This is a genomic window from Sporosarcina sp. FSL K6-6792, assembly GCF_038004885.1.
GTDB classification, from domain to species: domain Bacteria; phylum Bacillota; class Bacilli; order Bacillales_A; family Planococcaceae; genus Sporosarcina; species Sporosarcina psychrophila.
This window is the reverse complement of sequence record NZ_JBBOSA010000001.1, coordinates 449,271-468,562: the sequence shown is the minus strand read 5'-3', so window position 1 is coordinate 468,562 and position 19,292 is coordinate 449,271. Positions and strand designations below refer to the sequence as shown.

At 38.5% G+C, this 19,292-nt stretch carries 25 protein-coding genes, 1 pseudogene and 1 riboswitch; of the genes and pseudogenes, 10 read left to right on the top strand and 16 right to left on the bottom strand.

Annotated features, from left to right (window positions below; genetic code table 11):
* The first annotated feature begins 2 nt into the window (after nucleotides 1–2).
* Nucleotides 3–863 (top strand): manganese catalase family protein, encoded by an 861-nt coding sequence (locus tag MKZ26_RS02205; RefSeq protein WP_340764085.1) that lies wholly within the window; start codon nucleotides 3–5, stop codon nucleotides 861–863.
* Nucleotides 864–2,002: 1,139 nt separating this feature from the next.
* Here MKZ26_RS02205 and MKZ26_RS02200 read toward each other — a convergent pair.
* Complete coding sequence (locus MKZ26_RS02200) at nucleotides 2,003–2,125, bottom strand: hypothetical protein (protein WP_340764083.1); 123 nt, start codon at nucleotides 2,123–2,125, stop codon at nucleotides 2,003–2,005.
* A gap of 296 nt (nucleotides 2,126–2,421) precedes the next feature.
* Between MKZ26_RS02200 and MKZ26_RS02195 the strand changes: the two genes are divergently transcribed.
* Nucleotides 2,422–2,820 carry a hypothetical protein gene (locus MKZ26_RS02195; RefSeq protein WP_340764081.1) on the top strand — a complete coding sequence of 133 codons (399 nt, stop codon included), beginning with the start codon at nucleotides 2,422–2,424 and terminating at the stop codon, nucleotides 2,818–2,820.
* 204 nt (nucleotides 2,821–3,024) lie between these two features.
* A riboswitch (cyclic di-GMP riboswitch) is annotated at nucleotides 3,025–3,110 on the top strand.
* 30 nt (nucleotides 3,111–3,140) lie between these two features.
* Nucleotides 3,141–3,509 (top strand): response regulator, encoded by a 369-nt coding sequence (locus MKZ26_RS02190; protein WP_340764079.1) that lies wholly within the window; start codon nucleotides 3,141–3,143, stop codon nucleotides 3,507–3,509.
* A gap of 499 nt (nucleotides 3,510–4,008) precedes the next feature.
* On the opposite strand, the gene MKZ26_RS02185 is transcribed toward MKZ26_RS02190, so the two are convergent.
* The 8 genes from MKZ26_RS02185 to MKZ26_RS02155 form a co-directional block, all read right to left on the bottom strand.
* A complete protein-coding gene (locus MKZ26_RS02185) occupies nucleotides 4,009–4,272 on the bottom strand; it encodes a YolD-like family protein (RefSeq protein ID WP_340764078.1) in 264 nt (87 codons plus the stop codon).
* Between the two features lie 90 nt (nucleotides 4,273–4,362).
* Complete coding sequence (locus tag MKZ26_RS02180; protein ID WP_340764077.1) at nucleotides 4,363–4,749, bottom strand: hypothetical protein; 387 nt, start codon at nucleotides 4,747–4,749, stop codon at nucleotides 4,363–4,365.
* Nucleotides 4,749–4,976, bottom strand: a complete 228-nt coding sequence (locus tag MKZ26_RS02175; RefSeq protein WP_340764076.1) for a transcriptional regulator — start codon at nucleotides 4,974–4,976, stop codon at nucleotides 4,749–4,751. The genes MKZ26_RS02180 and MKZ26_RS02175 overlap by 1 nt, the downstream gene beginning before the upstream one ends.
* Before the next feature lie 393 nt (nucleotides 4,977–5,369).
* Nucleotides 5,370–5,549 carry a hypothetical protein gene (locus tag MKZ26_RS02170; protein WP_340764075.1) on the bottom strand — a complete coding sequence of 60 codons (180 nt, stop codon included), beginning with the start codon at nucleotides 5,547–5,549 and terminating at the stop codon, nucleotides 5,370–5,372.
* A gap of 644 nt (nucleotides 5,550–6,193) precedes the next feature.
* Entirely contained in the window at nucleotides 6,194–6,421 is a 228-nt protein-coding gene (locus MKZ26_RS02165) for a DUF4083 family protein (RefSeq protein ID WP_340764074.1), read from the bottom strand.
* Nucleotides 6,422–6,537: 116 nt separating this feature from the next.
* Nucleotides 6,538–6,744 carry a hypothetical protein gene (locus tag MKZ26_RS02160; protein ID WP_340764073.1) on the bottom strand — a complete coding sequence of 69 codons (207 nt, stop codon included), beginning with the start codon at nucleotides 6,742–6,744 and terminating at the stop codon, nucleotides 6,538–6,540.
* A complete protein-coding gene (locus MKZ26_RS22290) occupies nucleotides 6,683–7,081 on the bottom strand; it encodes an N-acetylmuramoyl-L-alanine amidase (protein WP_445683396.1) in 399 nt (132 codons plus the stop codon). Before MKZ26_RS22290 ends, MKZ26_RS02160 begins: the two co-directional genes overlap by 62 nt.
* Complete coding sequence (locus MKZ26_RS02155; protein ID WP_340764072.1) at nucleotides 7,078–7,761, bottom strand: N-acetylmuramoyl-L-alanine amidase family protein; 684 nt, start codon at nucleotides 7,759–7,761, stop codon at nucleotides 7,078–7,080. The genes MKZ26_RS22290 and MKZ26_RS02155 overlap by 4 nt, the downstream gene beginning before the upstream one ends.
* Nucleotides 7,762–7,865: 104 nt before the next feature.
* Here MKZ26_RS02155 and MKZ26_RS02150 point away from each other — a divergent pair, with 104 nt between their 5' ends.
* Nucleotides 7,866–8,042, top strand: a complete 177-nt coding sequence (locus MKZ26_RS02150; RefSeq protein ID WP_340764071.1) for a hypothetical protein — start codon at nucleotides 7,866–7,868, stop codon at nucleotides 8,040–8,042.
* Nucleotides 8,043–8,465: 423 nt separating this feature from the next.
* On the opposite strand, the gene MKZ26_RS02145 is transcribed toward MKZ26_RS02150, so the two are convergent.
* The gene (locus tag MKZ26_RS02145; RefSeq protein ID WP_340764070.1) at nucleotides 8,466–8,645 is read right to left on the bottom strand and encodes a DUF6877 family protein; all 180 of its coding nucleotides are present in this window, start codon (nucleotides 8,643–8,645) and stop codon (nucleotides 8,466–8,468) included.
* A 487-nt stretch (nucleotides 8,646–9,132) separates the two neighbouring features.
* On the bottom strand, nucleotides 9,133–9,357 hold the full coding sequence (locus tag MKZ26_RS02140) for a hypothetical protein (protein WP_067209602.1): 225 nt from the start codon (nucleotides 9,355–9,357) through the stop codon (nucleotides 9,133–9,135).
* Between the two features lie 100 nt (nucleotides 9,358–9,457).
* On the opposite strand from MKZ26_RS02140, the gene MKZ26_RS02135 reads away from it, so the two are divergent.
* On the top strand, nucleotides 9,458–9,970 hold the full coding sequence (locus MKZ26_RS02135) for a GNAT family N-acetyltransferase (RefSeq protein ID WP_067209604.1): 513 nt from the start codon (nucleotides 9,458–9,460) through the stop codon (nucleotides 9,968–9,970).
* Between the two features lie 270 nt (nucleotides 9,971–10,240).
* Here the strand turns inward: MKZ26_RS02135 and MKZ26_RS02130 are convergent.
* Nucleotides 10,241–10,441 (bottom strand): annotated as a pseudogene (locus tag MKZ26_RS02130) (RusA family crossover junction endodeoxyribonuclease); the annotation flags it as partial.
* A 34-nt stretch (nucleotides 10,442–10,475) separates the two neighbouring features.
* On the opposite strand from MKZ26_RS02130, the gene MKZ26_RS22285 reads away from it, so the two are divergent.
* The 3 genes from MKZ26_RS22285 (at nucleotide 10,476) to MKZ26_RS02120 (ending at nucleotide 13,415) form a co-directional block, all read left to right on the top strand.
* Nucleotides 10,476–10,856, top strand: a complete 381-nt coding sequence (locus MKZ26_RS22285; protein ID WP_445683395.1) for a tyrosine-type recombinase/integrase — start codon at nucleotides 10,476–10,478, stop codon at nucleotides 10,854–10,856.
* Between the two features lie 141 nt (nucleotides 10,857–10,997).
* Nucleotides 10,998–12,614: an ABC-F family ATP-binding cassette domain-containing protein gene (locus tag MKZ26_RS02125; RefSeq protein WP_340764069.1), complete on the top strand. Its 1,617-nt coding sequence runs from the start codon at nucleotides 10,998–11,000 to the stop codon at nucleotides 12,612–12,614.
* Nucleotides 12,615–12,746: 132 nt separating this feature from the next.
* A complete protein-coding gene (locus MKZ26_RS02120; RefSeq protein ID WP_340764068.1) occupies nucleotides 12,747–13,415 on the top strand; it encodes a hypothetical protein in 669 nt (222 codons plus the stop codon).
* 130 nt (nucleotides 13,416–13,545) lie between these two features.
* On the opposite strand, the gene MKZ26_RS02115 is transcribed toward MKZ26_RS02120, so the two are convergent.
* Entirely contained in the window at nucleotides 13,546–13,842 is a 297-nt protein-coding gene (locus tag MKZ26_RS02115; RefSeq protein WP_340764067.1) for a DUF1033 family protein, read from the bottom strand.
* Nucleotides 13,843–14,043: 201 nt separating this feature from the next.
* Between MKZ26_RS02115 and MKZ26_RS02110 the strand changes: the two genes are divergently transcribed.
* Together MKZ26_RS02110 and MKZ26_RS02105 are read left to right on the top strand one after the other, a co-directional pair.
* Complete coding sequence (locus MKZ26_RS02110; RefSeq protein ID WP_340764066.1) at nucleotides 14,044–14,706, top strand: 5-bromo-4-chloroindolyl phosphate hydrolysis family protein; 663 nt, start codon at nucleotides 14,044–14,046, stop codon at nucleotides 14,704–14,706.
* Nucleotides 14,693–15,877 (top strand): toxic anion resistance protein, encoded by a 1,185-nt coding sequence (locus tag MKZ26_RS02105; protein WP_187044954.1) that lies wholly within the window; start codon nucleotides 14,693–14,695, stop codon nucleotides 15,875–15,877. Before MKZ26_RS02110 ends, MKZ26_RS02105 begins: the two co-directional genes overlap by 14 nt.
* A gap of 51 nt (nucleotides 15,878–15,928) precedes the next feature.
* On the opposite strand, the gene MKZ26_RS02100 is transcribed toward MKZ26_RS02105, so the two are convergent.
* From MKZ26_RS02100 to MKZ26_RS02090, 3 genes are all read right to left on the bottom strand, one after another.
* Entirely contained in the window at nucleotides 15,929–17,836 is a 1,908-nt protein-coding gene (locus tag MKZ26_RS02100; RefSeq protein WP_340764065.1) for a hypothetical protein, read from the bottom strand.
* Nucleotides 17,837–17,846: 10 nt separating this feature from the next.
* Nucleotides 17,847–18,710, bottom strand: coding sequence for an AAA family ATPase (locus tag MKZ26_RS02095; RefSeq protein ID WP_340764064.1), 864 nt, complete (start codon nucleotides 18,708–18,710; stop codon nucleotides 17,847–17,849).
* A 319-nt stretch (nucleotides 18,711–19,029) separates the two neighbouring features.
* Nucleotides 19,030–19,227 (bottom strand): DUF6501 family protein, encoded by a 198-nt coding sequence (locus MKZ26_RS02090; RefSeq protein ID WP_340764063.1) that lies wholly within the window; start codon nucleotides 19,225–19,227, stop codon nucleotides 19,030–19,032.
* Nucleotides 19,228–19,292 lie beyond the last annotated feature (65 nt).

The window sequence follows — 19,292 nt, the reverse complement described above, 5'->3', positions numbered from 1 at the left end:
ATGTGTATTACTACAAAGAAGAATTGATTAATCCCGTCACTCCTCCCGATAAACCCGACCCTGAAGCTGCAAAAGTGATGCAAGAAATTCTAGGTGGGCATTTTGGAGAAATGCGTACCATGATGCAGTATTTTTTCCAAAGCTCCAACTTCAGAGGTAAGGAAACACAATATCGCGACTTACTTCGTGGTGTGTTTTTGGAAGAAATCGCTCATGTTGAACTTGTCCAGAATACAATCAATCAATTGTTAAATGATTCAGGTAAATCTACTGTACCAGGTAATGCCGGCGTCGATCAAGCACCTCTCGATGATGCTGTCAGACACGCAAATCCTCATCACTACATTATTGGTGCTCAAGCCTCTCTCCCTGTAGATGCTGCTGGGAATCCTTGGAACGGTTCTTGGGTTTATAGCCATGGCAATTTGATTAGTGATATGCTCGATAACCTGGTGTTAGAATCAACCGGTGTCTTGCAAAAAACTCGAATTTACGAAATGAGTTCTAACAAAACATTTCGAGAGACATTAGCTTTCCTAATCGTGAGAGATAACGCACATCAGAATGCGTTTGCAAAAGCTTTGGAAACGCTGGGCGTTGATTGGGGCAAGCTGTTCCCTGTCCCGAATTACGATATCAATAAATATCCTGAATGCAGAAAATATGTGGAGTTAGGGTATCATAATGCCCAGTTCAATTTCAGATTAGACCCAACTAGAATCGGAGAAATTTTCCAAGGACAGTCCCCTAGCAGAAATAAGGGCGAACTTAAAGTTACTCCTCCACCTGCTGGATTCCCAGTTCCTTTACTACCTGACATGCCAAATGAACATAGTCCAGGTATTCAAGACATGAATAACTAAATTCGATTAGTCCCTATATTAGGGACTGATTTTTTATTTCTTCGTGTAACTAACCTCATTAGGTGTTGGTTTTCCAACCTGCCATGTAATGACTTGCTTCTTGAATCCATCACTAGGCTCTTGATTTCACCATCTATCCAACCCTTCTGCATTCTTTTCACTCATACCAGCACCTCCATCCCTTTCAACTCATCCGCAAGCTGCATAAACATTTTCATATCCCCTGCATGAAGCGTCATATCAAACTGTAATATTTTTCAATTCATCACGCTGAAATACCCCAATAAGATTCTTCTTCGCGAAATACACCTCATATTACAAAAGAACATAATGTCACAATATATAAAACCTAACAGAACTCAGACTTATAGGATTGTTTCCAACCTGTCACCGATCCGTAACTGACTAACCTATAATTAAGCAGATTTTGTAGTAAACTCACATTAGATAAAGTCAGAATGGAAACTATCAATAGTAAGTTGCTGCACCACGTTTAACACTTACTCACAAAATGTTTGGCATGCCTTAACTGCTGACGAATATACGGATCGTCCCATTGCTAGCACTCCACATCCAGTCCCCGGCGCGTCGTTCAATATCTTTCAGCACCTCGAACAGTAATCGGGTTAAAAGTTTGATTTTTTTATATGAGGTCATTCAGTTATCTACTTCGCTTTTTGGTCAGACTATGCGGACCCACTTATTGCACTAGCTTGTAAATTTGAAATAAATTCCTAAAAAAACACTTTTAGTTATAGTATCTATGGTACAATCTTTCCATAGGGGGGGATATCCATGAGATACATTCTAGGTGTTATTATTTCTATTCTTGTAATAGTTTTACTACTTAAACTAATAGGCGTACTATAAACAGTCACATTATCTTTAAACTAAAAGTCAGTGTTTTTTTCCAGGTTCTGCTTCTATATCGCTTAGGTGCCTGGGGAAAGAAATTGATTCCGTTATGATAATATCTAGTCCTCTTCTTAATTTACTGCATTCAATGGGTCTCCCGTTTCCTCGTACTGTGCGTTAAAGTAAAGAACTGTCAGCCTGCAAAAAGCCATTTGTGGTGCTTTCAAATTCCTGTAATAAATCCCTATCTGTGTGATCCTGCGTATTAGGCGCATTCATGAATTTCATAAATGCATATTCTTTAGTCCGTAGATTTGGTTCGCCTCGTCTGAAATTTCATCCACACTTTCCGCTGCAATGACTTCGATATACATTTCTGTTGCCTTTTTATAAGGAGTTGACTTCAAGTCGTTTTCCTCCACGTTCACCGCTACCAAGCCTTAATACTCGTTTTTATTACATTCGCAATAAAATTGTTTAATAAATTCCCATCACATCTGCTACATATTTTGGTCGAACTGCGCACTACATTTTGATGGCTTTCTTTGCAATTTCACTTTGCAAAAAAGAAAGAATCCTCAAGGAACATTGAATGTAATAAGCTAATAAAAAGCACAAAGAATATTAAGGTATAGCCAGTCATACATTTAATCAATGTTGTTGTTTGTAATAGATATCAAAGTATTACAAAGGGAGAATAGCTATGAGCGTTGAGTTTGTTTTACTGGCACCAACAGCTCTTCAAGTGTTTAAAGCAGGAGAGTCCAATCCCAAAAAAGTAAAGCGGATTGTTTATGGGCAAGCTACATCTGACGCAAATGGTATAGCCACACTTTATTTTACAGAAAACGGATTATCTACTGGCATTCCATTATTAACAACTATTGACTATGCTGTATCAAGCGTATATTCTACAAATTCTTCGATAAATGCAAGACCGAGAGTACAAATGCGAGAAAAGAATGTTGCTGCAAAATTTGTCTCTGCTAATGTTACAAATAATAGTAGTATAGTAGTACTAGGAATTAATGTATTAGGTTCAGAAAATCCAGTGAGTGGGATTCTTGTAGATTTCATGATTTTAGGTAGCTTTGATAGTTAAGTGAAAGCGTCAATAAGTTTGAAAAACGTGGATTAACAATGGTTGTTCGAAATTTCCAGGCAAAAATCTCAAGATGACTGTAATAAAGACTGCTGATTACTTGGTCTTTTCTTCTCGGACTGTGCATGTTGCCTATCCAACTATTTACTTACTAATCCTTTGTATTAGACTCTTTCATAAGATTGTTCTATCAAAGTATGGTAGCTTGTATATAGGCAAACTTATCGAAAGGTAAGGACGCAAAGCCAAGGACCTAATACAATTATTTGTTATGGCAGCCGGTTACCAAGTGTATTGCTTTCTATCACTTGTTAAAAAGGATGAGGATCATTTTCAATAAATCAGTAATGCTCGTAGATGATTCAAAATTCATGAGAAATCTATTAAGAAAGATTATCGTAAGTAACGGTTATTATGTCGTAGCTGAAGCTGGGAGTGGAGAAGATGCTGTGACTCTTTATAAATCACACTTCCCTAACATCGTTTTATTGGATATCACTTTACCAAATATGAACGGTGTCGCTACGCTAAAAGAAATTAAGAAAATAAACCCCAATGCTCGTGTTGTTATGTGCTCAGCCTTAGGGACTCAAGACTTAATAATTGAGGCTTTAGAAAATGGAGCCGCTGACTTTATCGTAAAGCCTTTTTTTGATGGACTTATTACCCAATTAAATAAAATCTATTGAAAAACATAGTACACTAACATAAAAGACCACGAAATTATGGTCTTTTTTTCATTTCATTTCAAATGTACAGTTCGTGTTAACGAAATCACTTCACCTGCCCATGCATCCAACCAATATAATAAACCCCTAACGAGAGTAACAAAGAAGAAATAATGAATGCTCAACCTTCAAACGAGGTCATCCTTTCTTATTTAAACTCCGTTTAACTAACACTGAATTGTTTGATATATTATAAATGAATACAAGATTCAATAAATGTCAATCTGGTATTATCAAAGATACAAGATTTAAAAGGCGACCTCTTTCGAAATGTCGCCTTTACTCCGTCTAATCTTCCGCAATCTGCACATCGATTATACCCTCTACTGGTCTGCGGTCTCTTCCGAAAGGACTATCAACTGTAATCCACATCGACTCAACATTTTTTCCTTTATGACACCCATGTAAAAACCACATTCCCTTTTTTGCGCAACTTCTATTTTGAATGTTTTCTAGCATTTCATTTCACACTCACAATATTATTCATGTTTATTCTTACGTTTTCAAAACCCATTTGGAAAGATAATTTACCTTGTTGGCCATCGACTTCTGTAACGATTCCTGTAACTGACTCATACCTCTTTTGAGCATATATCGTAACCTCTACCTCTATGTTAAATTCTTTTGATTCCCCTATTCTTTCGCCGATTTCAAGAAAATCAGTTTCTGTTAGTTTTGGTCCTGCTACAACCTTTGATTTTGGTGGTTTTGGAATTGCTGTCATTTTCATCATCCTTTCTGTTCCAGTCTTTTATTTCCGCTAGGTGTTCCCTAAACATCAGTGATATGGCCAATTCTTCAGCGCTCTGATTAATCACGTTGTAGCAACTCCCCATGTATCCTGACTTTCCACCATTGCAAAGTAAACAGATATCAACTCTTCCGTCCTGTTACGCAACCGTATATTCATGTAGCGTCTCTTATCCTCGTAGCCATTTTGGATAAATGCATACTCGGTGAACGTGCCATCTTTCCCTCTTTTAATCAACTTCATATTTTTTCTTCGTGCATAATTATTTGTTTCTTTTAATTCAGCTCGAACCGTATTTAACGTACTTTCAACGATATAGATATAAGGTCCTTTCAATTTGAACGAACTTGTTTCAATCACTTCTCGGTCTCTCTCCAAGATGCTTATAATCATCGGTAGGTAAATCATTTTCTCGAAATACGGTAAGGCGTCTCCTAGGATTAACGGCATTAGATCACCATGCTTTCTTTATGTACGACGGGAACAAGTGCGAGTTCATTATCAATCGTAAAAGTCCGCTTGAATTTGCGTAGAAAACAGTATGCACGGAACGATACCTCGCCGACCTGCAGTAAGTTGATTCTTCGCTTACTGATTGTTCCGCCCCTTGCGAGATACATCATATCTAAGGACTCGTTATACCCTGCAGACTTAATTAATTGGTTACGCACACTCATTCCCTCCTTTCGATCCAGTATATCGAACAATCGTTCTTATTGCAACTGGATTACAATAGTCATTAAATATTACCGATTATGATTTTATATGGTAATACTAGATATTTTGACAAACAAAAAAGGCATACGCTTAATTAAATGAGTAGTCACCCTTTGCTTTAAATAATCAATTTTATCTTTCCACGTTTACTTTTGTAGGGATAAGTGAATTATGTATGTAAACCAAGAATAGATGACTGTGTCTTGGCAAATAAAAAAAGCGGCCTACCACAATTCATTCTGTGGAGGTTCCGCTTTTTCTTTACTCTTATTTAACCTTTCCACAGACAACTGGACAAATAAAAAGACCGGCAATAGACGATCTCCTATTGGTCAACTAATGCAACCGTTTGTTTAATAAGTTTCATTTTTAGTTTTATTATTTTTTTCAAAAAGATAAAGAATTAAAAACACGCCCCCAAAAACAATAGGAACATAAATAAGATAAAAGTAAAGGTCTTTAGGTTTTTCAATGGAATAGTCTAAAAGAAGCAAATATATAATGATAACAATATATTTCATCCACTTTTTCATTAAGTTTCAATTCTCCCATTTTTTTGATAAAGTAGTTTTCCTGTCGCCAATCCCACAGCGCAATTGAATATGTGGATGGGGCTCTTAATTTAAGTATCATATCACCATCCTTTAAACGGATGTGAGGGCTTTCGTTAGTTGGTCAAACATTAATGCCTACGATACTCTCTTCGCTAAAAAGCCGTCAATAGACGACCTCATTTTGTTCAACTAAAACCGTTTGTTGAATAAATATAATGTTCCATTTCTTTATTCGTCTATATTCATATGAATACTACTTTAATTCGACAAAACAAAAAGCGATCGTTCCATAATGAAATGGTTGCTTTTCAATCTCAAAATAAAAAATAATCTGAATTTTATTTACTTTGTTTTTTACTAACCTTGTAAATAAGATAACAAATTGCAACTAGAAGGAGTGCTCCGAATACTGGAGTTAAAATATTCACCATTTTTAACACTAACCCCCTCTTTTTTACTATATTGTATATTTCGACATGTATTCTAAAAATCCTGCAAAATAGAAAGCGACTCAAATTACGAATAGTCGCCTATAAATTCACCTATTTAATTACCATCGACACATCCTTTTATTTTTCCTTTTGGCCAAATAAAAAAGCCCCCTTTATTAGGGGACTTCTCTGTCATTTATCAATCTCTTTTTTCTCCAATAATGCTATTATCTTATCTAGCTTTCGTTCAACGTTCATGCTGTTTTGAGCCTTTTTCTTTTGATCCTTTGACAATTTCCTAATCGATACTATCAAAGCAACACATACTAAAATAACAAGTAAAACAACAATTGAGGTAGCTATTATATCGACTATATTAATACTTTTAGTCATTACTTCAGTAGGTATTTTAGTAGGCATCATAACATCCCCCTAACACTTTGTCTTCACAGGCATGTAGTCTCCCAAATCCACCTATACCTTTATAATATGGGTAGCGGTAGTACTTTACAAACAAAAAAACGGTCTTCCACAATCTAATCTGTGGAGGAGCCGCTTTTTCTTTTAATAGAGGAACCCCGACTGGCAGCCACGAACATCAATCCAATTGTATCGGAATCCGACAACGTGCCATCATTCAACTTCTTGCGCCAGATGCTAGACAGACCGTTGTTGCCCGCTTCAAGTTGTTTCAATACCTCTTCTGTCGAATCTTGAATTGCTTTTGATGTAGGTTCGTACAATTTGATCACTCCTTCTTTTGGTGGTGTAAGTGCAGATTTTTAATTTCAACTTGAAGTGCATAGCTAGACCATCCGCGATAGCCTCGCCTTGCGCTTTCAGTTTTGCATCACTTCTTAATGCGGCGATGTCTGTCGTAGAATCCATGAAGCCGCCTTCAGTTAAGATAGCAGGCATGCTTGATTCTCTCAACATGTGGAGGTTGTCAGTTTTTACTCCTCTATTACAAAGGCCCACTGCTTGTACAATGTATGGCTGAATTATTGCCGCTATATCTTTCGATGCTTTACTTGCAGTAATCTCCTGGACAAGTGTTTCAATGCCGCCAGACTGCCTCACTTTCCATCAAAAGCATTATGATGAATAGATACAAGCGCATCAGCTTTCCATGCGTTTGCCTTATTGGTGCGCGTCGCAAGGGGTACATCTGTATTTCGGGTCGGGTCATCCAGTCTGAGGATCTGTACGTCCTGGTATTTGTTCAATTTAGCTGCACAAGCCAACAACACTTTGTTATTAAATGACCATTCCCATTCACCATCTGGTGTGCGTTTGCCTGCAGTGTTGATACCGTGTCCGGCGTCTAATGCGATTTTCACCATCTTAAAATCCCCCCCGCGTACCTGTATTTCCCCGAGCCCGGCCTGCTCAATAATCAGCAATCCGATTTCCAACTTCTTACGTCCCAACTCTTTCGCGATGCTATCCATGCTCATATTCGCTACCCACATCGCTCTGAATACATCCGTTTCTTGCTCAGTAAAGACCCAATCAATATCAACGTCGTCAAGTAACACACGCTTTTGTTCTTTCGCGTGGATCAAACCAGCACCCCCATCCATTTCAATGCTCGAGTGATGTTCCAAATATTCACGGGACATCTTGGATCCTTCCGACATCTCAGCCATAAGTTTCCGAGAATTGATTTTCCCCATTTCCCCTAAGGCATTCGCATACACAGCGAGAGAAAAGCCCTCCATCAATCTTTTAAATTTTTCACGTTCATGATCATTGTTCATCCCCGCTCACTCTTCTTCAATTCATCCTGCCTAACTGTCACCAACCCGTAACTGACTAGCCTATATTTTTGTAGTAAACTTACAGCAAGAAAGGAGACTATCAAATGACAGCAACGACTTGGATGTGGATTTGCATTTGTATTGCTACCTTGATTTTACAGTTCATTTTTATTTTTATCGTCCTCCATCAAAGTAAGCGATTTAAACATACGATTCATACGATTGATCCGATTGATGATCGTATAAAAGAAATGAATAGAGAAAAAACCGACATAGGGTAATGAATGTATACTTACGAAATGGGACGATACACGACAGTGAACGTCCTTACTGTCATTTCATTCACTCCTCTTTAATTCACTTTGCCGATATATCCCGATCTGAATAGACTTCGCAAACAAAACCTCATACTGTCTTCTGTGTAAAACCTTAACAATCCGACCTTCCATTCCTTCAAATACCTTCAGGTAGAAATAATCCTCAACATTGACGACGATTTCAACCGTGTCACCGACTGTAAAGGTTTCTTTGACTGGCGCAACATCAAAAATGGTTAGCTGCTACACCACTTCGTTCACTCCTTTGATTTTTCTTCTTTCATCCTTCTACGGTTGCACCAGTAACACAAATTCGGGCCCGAATGATTTGAGGTCGGTCTGTACAAAGTTTTGCAACTTCTGCCGCACTCAGAACATTCTTGCTTGTCATATTTCATTTGATTTCCCTCCTAACAATCGTTTGTCATACCGCAACTGCTGATGAATATACGGATCATCCTCATTGCCACCGCTCCACATCCAGTCCCCGGTGCGTCGTTCAACATCTTTCAGCACCTCAAACGGTAATTGCGGTAAAAGCTTGATTATTTCTTGATATGCGGTCATTCAGTTATCTACTCGGCCTTTTGAGTCGTTCTGTAGCTCCATGATTATTGAACATTTGAAACTTATTGATTTTAAATACGTATATTAGATAATTAATATTTAGAAAGTTGGTGTTCTACCATGTTTAAATCAGAAGTAACTAACAAAGTTCTAAATATTATCTTCGTGCTTGTATTAATGGCAGTATTATTATCCAACGACTTAAACACCACATTTTCTAGAGTTTTTGTAATCCTAGTATTGTCGGCAACGATTTTACATGATTTATATCAAATAATAAAAATCAAGAAACAGAAAGCTGATTAAATTTAATCGGCTTTTTTATTTGCGCGTTCTGTGACACGCTGTGTACTAACTTGCTATCGTATCTACCCATTCCACAAAAGCACTCATTAAAGGTGATTTGTTACCACTGTCCGCCCAACCTGCAAATCCTATAAAGCCGTCTGAATTAAAGCTGATCGCTTCTCGTTGAGTGAAGTAATGACTATTTAAGAATAAATAACATTCCTTTACATTTCCGGTTGTATTGTACTTGCTTTTTATTTTTTTGACTCATTCTCATAGTGTTTGTGGACATTATGCCTGCCTTATTGGCTTCTTTAACTTGCTTGTTAAGGAAGGTGAACAAAACACCAATATCGCCTTTTGTAATATTTTCATAAGTTAGTCCTTTTTCGGAGAAAAGTTCTTTAGCTTGTTCTGAAGTCATTTTCTCAGCTCCTTTTGGTTGTATTGTGCTTTATAGTAAAATATTTCTAAAATAATCGCATTTAAGATATAGTTTAAAGAAATGCTAAGGAGGTTTTTATATGTCTGTTTCTCTTCAGGAAGTTTTTGAAAATGAAAAAATAATTTTACGCAACTTATATTCCTTTTATCTTCATGATCTGTCCAAGTTCACAGCTAACATTACTATTGATGAAAATGGATTTTTTGATTACGAGGATCTAAACTCATTTTGGACTAATGAGGGCATTTCTCCTTACTTCATCAAATTTGATGGCAACATTATAGGATTTATTCTGCTTTTGGAAAGACCATTTTTAAAAAAAGAAAATGATTTCGGCATTAATGACATCTTTATTCTAAATAAGTACAAAGGTAAGGGTTTTGGAATACAGGCAGTAGAAGAGTTATTTGAAAATAAAAAAGGAAAATACTTTGTTATTGAACTTGTTAATAACCTTCCCGCTGTATCCTTTTGGAGAAAAGTATATAAAGATTTTAAAATTGATTATGAAGAAAAAAATCAATTAATTGATGATGAACCTTGCATAATCCAAACATTCAAAGTCTCAGCTTTATTAAAGAACGGTAACTAATAAACCGTTCTTTTTTTATTTCTTTTGCTTCACATAGTGTGTCTACTTTCACTTACTCAACCGCCCACCCCCATAACTACGAGTACAACTCCTTCCCAAAATGCAATAACTGTCATTCCCCTCCCATTTCACTTCCACAACTTCCAACCTTCTTGTCTCTTGTCGTACAATTCCCGTTGCAATAAAGGCTTATATAGCCAAACCCGCTGATCCTTCTCTCACCAAAAAAACAACCACTAAACACCGTTCATTGCCCTCCCTCATTCCAAGTCAGTATTTGATACAAACAACAACTTTTGGTGACAAACTGTAAAACTTTCGAACCTTCAGATCCACCACTTGACTGTCATCCTGCCAAATGACTTTTATAAGACCGTCTTTGATTGCCTTCACATAATTGTCGACATCCGGTTTCATCGTCGGTCGCAATTCACCCGACTTGATAAGAGCCTGCTTCGTTTGATGCGCCTTTGGCCGTGATTACCACGGAGTCCGTAAAGCAAAAATGAAAAATAGCAATCGAACAATTTTTGTCGACAATCCCCTTTTAAATCAATTGAAGATGTATAGAATATGGTGTGAAAAGATCATGCTCAATTATGGGAAACGATGGATGGAAACAGACTACGTACTGACATCAGAAAGATTCGGAACTCCCGTTAGTGAAAAAGCTGTTTCAAATCCAATTAAACACACCCTAAGAATCAGGAATGAAATCTATTTTTCACACAGTTTTAGACATCCCCAAGCAAAAATTATGTTGAGTAAAGGCATTCCACTACAAACTATTGCAGAACGACTAAGATATACTTCTTTGATGATTTTAAGTTTATATACCCACTCATCAATAAAACCTCGAAGTCAAATTAGCGAAATCCTACAGTAATGCATTCACTTTTTAAATTGGTGGAATATTTGGAGGTTGTTTTTATTTAAACCCCTCATAAGCCTTGAGGCATAAGCATTGTTGCTACTATGAATTATTTCGTGCTATAATGGGAGCATTGTGAATTTAGGAGGATTTTGAATGATAGCAGTCAGTAATGTAAGTCTTCAATTCGGCGACCGCAAGCTATTTGAAGATGTGAATATACAGTTTAATCCGGGCCATTGTTATGGTCTAATTGGTGCAAACGGTGCGGGAAAATCGACATTCCTTAAAATTTTGTCAGGTGAACTAGAACCACAATCTGGAAATGTAATTATGAACAAAGACGAACGTCTTGCTATTTTGAAACAGAACCATTTCGAATACGAGGAAAGTGTCGTACTTGATACAGTCATTATGGGTCACAAACGTTTATATGACATTATGATGGAGAAAAACGCCATCTATGCTAAAGAGGAATTCTCAGATGAGGACGGCATGCGCGCAGCTGAACTTGAAGGTGAATTTGGCGACTTGAACGGTTGGGAAGCTGAATCTGAAGCAGCAATCCTTTTACAAGGACTTGGTCTTGCAGATGAATATCACCAATTGAAGATGTCTGAACTAAACGGTTCTGATAAAGTGAAAGTGCTTCTTGCACAAGCTTTGTTTGGTAAGCCTGACGTTCTTCTTCTGGATGAGCCTACAAACTCACTTGATTTGAAAGCAATCCAATGGCTCGAAGAATTCCTTATGAACTTCGAAAACACGCTTATTGTTGTTTCCCATGACCGTCACTTCTTAAACAAAGTTTGTACGCAAATTGCGGATGTAGACTTTTCTAAAATCCAGATTTACCCTGGTAACTATGATTTCTGGTACGAGTCAAGCCAACTTGCACTTAGAATGTCACAAGACCAAAACAAGAAAAAAGAAGAAAAAATTAAAGAGCTTCAAGCATTCGTTGCCCGCTTTAGTGCCAATGCTTCGAAATCTAAACAAGCTACTTCACGTAAGAAAACGTTGGAAAAGATCGAATTGGATGATATTAAACCATCTTCAAGACGTTATCCTTTCGTCAACTTCCAAATGGGCCGTGAAATTGGAAATGATGTTCTAAGTATCCAAGAAGTTAACAAAACACAGGATGGCAGAGTAATGCTTAAAGATGCTTCATTTACAATTGACAAAGAAGACAAAGTCATTCTTCTTGGAGATCCTCTTGCAAAAACAGCGCTTCTTCAACTGCTTGCCGGAGAGTCTGAGCCTGATTCTGGAGCTATCAAATGGGGAGTTACGACAACACATGCATACCTTCCTATCGATAACAGTAACTACTTCCAAGGTTCGGAAAGTTCACTTGTTGAATGGTTACGTCAATATTCACCTGACGACCAAACCGAGACATTCCTACGCGGATTCCTTGGCCGTATGCTGTTTTCAGGTGATGAAGTGAACAAGAAACCATCCGTTTTATCCGGTGGGGAAAAAGTTCGCTGTATGCTTTCAAAAATGATGCTGACAAGTTCGAACGTTCTTCTTCTGGATGAACCGATGAACCACTTGGATCTTGAATCAATTCAAGCGCTTAACAACGGACTGATTTCATTCAAAGGTGCAATGATCTTCACATCACATGACCAACAATTCATCCAGACGGTTGCGAACAGAATCATTGAAATCCATGATGATGGTACAATCTTCGATAAATTGATGAATTATGATGAGTACCTAGAGTGGAAAGAACAACAAGAAAAACAAAATAAAAAGAAATAATTTTAAGCCGTTTCCCTTGATTGGGAAACGGCTCTTTTTATCGCTAAATGATGTTGGATTTCCGATTGCAATTCCTACACTTGCGTATGATATCCGTCGAAATGGGTATAACCAATAGAAAGGAGTGTTTTCATGAGGAAAATAAATCTTTTCATATTTCTGTCAGTAGCGGTCCTTGTCTTTTCAGGGTGTTCGAAAAAACAACCGACTGCCCTTGATAATTCAGGGTCAACCAATGGCACAATTGGTGAAGGTATCGTCAAAGAAAGCGAAAGTGAGAGCGATGGTGAAATTTCTTTAACTGATCTTTTTCTACCGGATGGTTCAAAGGCGCATTATCTAGGTGAAGGAAATGAATTTGCAGAACTTGATGTTGAAGTCGCACGACCATTTGAAAATTATGTTGTCGTCCATGAGAATAATGGCGGCTCCCTGGTTCGCCATATTTATAAAATCGAACCTGACAAAATAAGTATCTTAGACGAACAGACTGTCGAATTAGTCAAAGACTTCCCCACCCTGGCAGAACTGGATGCAATGGATCCAACTGGTGTTTATCTAAAAAAACCCTTAAAAAAAGGCACAACATTTGATACGTGGACGATTGTTGAAACAAATACAACTGTCGATACACCGTATAAGAAGTTTGATCATGCTTTCGTCATCGAAATGAAGACGGATGACTTCGTCAACCGTAAGTATTTCGTTGAAGGGTTTGGTGAAGTCAAACGGGAATCTATTATGCAGACGGATGACGGTGAATTCATTGTTACCTCTACGTTGAAGACAGTCGACAAATAGCGATGTAAAGAAGCGTCCCTCGTTAGGACGCTTCTTTACATCGCAGAATAAATTCACATCTTCCAAAAGGTACCGAAACTAACGATTACCTTTTGGAAGATGCGAATCCGTATTTATTTCCAATGTTTTTTTAGCAGAAAGCATTGGGCATCCCGTCCTTCATTAAGATAACGCCATGATACAGTTGGAGATCTTCATCACAGCCTTCACAGAAATTTATTTCGTCTTCAGACCAAAAGGCAAAAAAACAGTCTTTTTTCATAGCCTCACGTTTATGCTTTCCTCGTAATTCACTAGTCAATTTTTTAAAGTGTACCTCAGCAAGTACTCTATCATCAAATGAATGGCGTGAACGGATTGTTTCTTCCCACTCCTCAAACATCCACCATGGCTCATAATCTGCTTTCATATAAATCACTTCATACATTTCCTAAACCTCCTATGTAACTCTTAGTTGAATGTCCTTCATTTTAACAAACTCCCTCCTGATGTCCAATTAATTGCTTCCCTTTTGAATTCAAATGGTAGGTGTAGATTGCATTTATCGGGTATAATTGAACTACTGACATGAAACTTTATTCGTTTTGAAACGTATACAGTATAGGGTCAAAGGAGGTATGAATATATCATGAAAGAAGTTAAACAATTTTTTATAAGACATTTTATAACAGCTCCAATCAGTTTTGGATCCTGGCTCTTCTTTATTATGGGTGCAGGTATGAATATTTTTGCGGCTACTGGCCTTTTGGTAGCGATCTACTTTGGCGGAACGTTTACCCTGAAGCAGATTCAACTTTCATCCAACTTAAAAAAACTCGGGATGTCCCGTTCTGAATACAGTCATATAAAAGGTCAGATTACTGGTGCGAAAATGAAAATCAAACGCCTGAATGGTCTTTATGGACAAGTCAGGTCAATCCAGGCATTTAGGCAACTTCATGAAATGAATAGCCTATCTAGAAGGATTCTTGGCCTCGTCCGATCAAACCCTAAAAAGTTTTACGACGTAGAGAAGTTTTTCTATGCCCATCTTGATTCCGCAGTCGAATTGACTTCGAAATATGCGTTGCTTGTCAACCAACCATTGAAAGATAAAGAACTTCGCATCGCATTACAAAATACGCGTGAAACGCTTGGGGATGTTAACAAGCAATTGGAGCAAGACCTACGAAGCGTTTTAGCGTCTGATATCGACCAGCTCCAAATGGAAATTGACTTTGTTGATGTATCCATGAATAATAAAAAGCCGCTTCTTGAAATGAAAGGAGATCCACATAATGACCGAAAATAATCCTATAAAAACAATTGATGATTTACTTGATAGTCCTTTTGATTTTCAAGAACCCCTTCTTCCTAAGGAAATGCAAACAGAAAAGAAAGAGGCTGAAACAAGCGTTAAACTGATTGACCGTCTAACTCCTGAAGAGAGGGAGAAGGCAAAAGTCCTTGCACAACAAATTCCTGTCGGCAACTATGAAGCAATTATAACGTACGGCGCAAATGCTCAAAGCGAGCTTTCAAGGTTCTCCACTCAAATGCTCGATCATGTTCAAGGCAAAGATATTGGACCTGTTGGAGATGTATTGAAAGACTTGATGGGTAAACTTTCTGAAATAGACCCTGACGATTTATCAGACAAGAAGAAGTCGGGTCTAAGTAGATTGTTTAATAAAGCAACGCGATCTGTTCAAGAAATGATGACGAAATATCAGAAACTTAGTACTCAAATCGACAGGATTGGTGTTCAACTTGAGCATTCGAAACGTGGCCTTTTAGAGGATGTTAGAATGCTTGATAATTTGTATGATCAAAATAAAACCTATTTCCAAGCGTTAAATATCTACATAGCCGCAGCTGAATTAAAACAGGATGAACTCGCCAATGAAATCATCCCTGAAATGCGCAAAAAAGCTGAGCTATCGAATGATCAAATGGCATTCCAGGAAGTGAATGACATGGCACAATTCCTTGATAGGTTGGAAAAACGTCTTTACGATTTGCAGTTATCACGACAAATCACCATTCAGAGTGCACCTCAAATCAGGATGATTCAACAGACAAACCAAACACTTGCAGAAAAAATCCAGTCATCCATTATGACATCCATTCCCCTATGGAAAAATCAGATAGCAATTGCCTTAACGTTAAACCGACAAATGAAAGCTGTAGAGTCTCAAAAACTTGTTACGAAAACGACAAATGACTTGCTGTTGAAAAACTCGGAAATGCTGAAAATCAATTCAATTGAAACAGCTAAAGAGAATGAACGCGGCATCATCGAAATTGATACGCTGAAAAAGACGCAAGAAAACTTGATTCAAACTATTGAAGAGACACTTATTATCCAGGCAGATGGTCGTGCAAAACGTAAAGCTGCTGAAATAGAAATCGGACGAATGGAAGATGAGCTGAAACAGCGCCTTCTTGCTGTTCATGAAAAAACACAAAACCGTCCTCTCTAAGGGCGGTTTTGTGTTTTCACCTTGTATTTTATCTAGGAGTTTACTCGCGGTTCACGTATTTCTTATTACAATCGCGAGTAATTTTCTAAGTATCCGCAATGTCTGATCTGTGAAACTATCGACCGAGTTGGATGATGCGGTTTTATTGCCAAACATCATTGAAAAAAGTGCTTTTTGGTCAACGGTCGGTTCTTCAGTTGAAAGGAATAGATGAATGATGGAAATACCTTTCTTTTCGGTTTCCATTACCGCTTCTGCTGTATCTAGGATACCGTTCCGATCATAACCAAACGCCGATGGTTCCCCGTCTGAGAAGACTAGCAAAAACTTGTGCTTCTCCTGCCTCATCGCAAGCTGATCGGCCATCCATCTAATCGCGAATCCGTCACGGTTGTCTTCATTAGCATCAAACGACAATATCGATAAACCGTTATCCTTATTGCGATCTGTAAACATATGCATAAGCTCAAATACGTTTGGTTGCACTTCTTTTGTAGCGTTATTTGCATCCTCATAATAGGACGAAATTTCATGAAATACACCAAGTTGACGGAGTACATCATGAAACAATAGTACAGCTTGTTTTGTTTCGTCTAATTTGTCGAGCATCGAAGCTGAACCATCAACTAGTAGACCGAATACCGCATCTAGATTAACAGATGGCGCACTCTTCCTATAAAATGGTTTCGGTCGTTCATCCACAACCATTGTCGTTAATTTCGTAGACAGTCGTCCCTTCATAAGGCGCTCGCGTTTTGAATCCTGTTTCAAATCGATCCGTTTCTTCATCTCCTCGACGAAGGAACGAACATACGGCTTTTGCTCTTCTCGCCAAACGGTCAATAGTTGACGATTTTCAACCTCGTCTATGACTTCTATCCGTTGTTCCTCATACACGACGTTCACATGCTCTTTTCCAAACATCTTACCCGCTTTCATCTTTCGATCGCGTTTGTCTGTCTTATCACTGGTGTCATCCGTCCAACGATCGCTGTCATTCCCCTCTGAATCACCTGAGCCCGTCTCTTCGACCTCAGCATCTTCATGGCCTGGCGTTGCATCGTTGGCATCACTCTTCCCAGAGCGTCCGTGTTCAAGTTCAAATTCAAGGTGGACGCCTGATTCACTCTCGCTTTCACGATGCCAGGATCTAAACACTTCTTCGATTGTCTCTTTTGGACCTTCCTCGCCTTCTTCGGCGTCAGACATCCCTTTATGATAATGAAATACAGTATTTTCTTCTGTAATGGAATCCCCGGCTGAATAATACTGTTTGACAAGATCCTTGTCAATTGACCTTTCTACAATCCCTGTAATTCTATCCGCAATAAATGTATTGTCCTCTGTACTTTTTGAATCGTATGCGTGTTGCAGAACGGATTGAATGAGATCATAGTCGATGGAATGAGCATCCCAGTCGATGGACGTTTCTGCAAATAAGCCTTCATGGAGAGATATGAATAACTGATTCATCATCGCATCCGCAAGTTGATTTTTCTGCATATTCGAAGACTGTGCATTGCGGTGGAGGTAAACGTAGGCTTCCCTTCTAACTTCGAATGCACTTGCGGTTCCAGGTCTTTCCTTCGTAATTACATCAATTAAACGAAACTCTTCCAGCATCAATAATAATTCAGATGTGAATTTCCGGAGTGGATATAAGCTAATTGACCGGCTAAATTTAATCCATGACTTAACACTAAAATGCTTCCAATAACCTGATGTTAACAAATAGATATCAGACAGACGGCCAGCGTGGATCACTTCGTCTGTTCGGTGACGCCAAAAAACACTCATCGAGATAATACCTTCTTGAGGTCGGAATTCAAGAAGCTTTCGTTCCGTTAATTCAATGAATGGTGCATCTGCTAATGCGCGCCCTAATCGTTCATACAATAAAAGCGTCTTAGCATCGACCGTTTCATCATTAAATTGAATGAATCGATTCATCTTCACCATAGCAATCGCCTCATCTCACCCAAGTATCAACTAATTCCATGACAAGTCTACGTTCAATTGTATCATCTAGCTTTTCAGCGATGGCATACTGGACTGCACGTTTCACAGGGATATGTTCTGCAAGTGCCATAGCGTCTAGCAGACTTCTCACGGATGCTGCCTCATCGGATAATAATCCGTTCATTACCTGTTTCTTCAAATCGTTACTGATATGAAGGAATGTCTCAACAAGCTGTTTTGAGGCAAATGGACACGTATCCTTCATAACTAATTCTAATTGTTCCCCAGTCAGGTACGGGACTGTGAACGATACAAAACGGTTTTTCAATGCTTCATTCATTGGAGATGTTCCAACATATCCTTCGTTTATGGCTGAAATGACCGTAAAGTCTTCATGCGCATAAATGACTTCACCTGTATACGGATTTGTCAGCATACGACGATGGTCCAAAACACTATGAAGGATGGGTAACGTTTCAGGTCTGGCCATGTTGATTTCATCAATATATAAAATATGTCCTTTTTTCATAGCTTGTACTACGGGACCTTCTACAAATTCAATAATAGTCTCTCCGTCTTTGCTAATTATCGTTTTGAAACCAAGCAATGCTTCAGCATCCAAATCAACCGAACAGTTTATGCTTTGCATTGGCTGATTGAAATAATGTGAAATTGTTTGGGCTAACTTCGTTTTTCCAGAACCAGAAGGCCCTTTCAATAACACTGGTTTTTTCAATACAATACTGATAAGGACGTCATCCCATAAATGGGGACTTGGGGAAACGTAACCACCTTCTTGTATTAATCGTACTACTGCGGTGTCATGCGTTTTCGTTGAACGAAGCTGCTGTTCTTTTTCTACTAGCGAGTTCATAACCTTACCTCCTTATAAAAAAGCCCGCACACCAACAAGTGGGTAGCGGGCTTTAAGTTCACGTCTAGAAAACAGTAAAATCTTGTATTGTGAATAAATTCTAACATGGAGATTTCACGTCTAGACTCCGGGCGCAAAATGCTCGGATCATAATTCAGCCCAGCTAGGAAGGATTGAACTGCATCCTTCCCGGGCAAAAACGCCGCATCGCCGTTCCCCGTCATGCCTGTCACGGGCCTACAGGATGAAGGTCACGTAGCTATTGCCACAGGACGTGGCAATGGCTGCGTACCTTTATAACGGCGCCCTGTGCCTTTGTTTATTCAAAATATGTTTTATAATAGCCTCCGACTTTACCGGCATTATCGAGAATGAAAATGAATTCATCTGTTTCGTTTTTCACTTCATACTCTTTACCTGGTGTCAGAACATTGTTCACTACATACTTTTCAGCGTCTGCATGCTTACAGACGACAGTACGGATTGCAGGTGCAGTCATCCAATCTTTGAATGTCATTGTTAATCACGCCTTTTCTATGGAGTGTATAAGGAAAAATCGACCCGCTAACAATAACGGGCCGA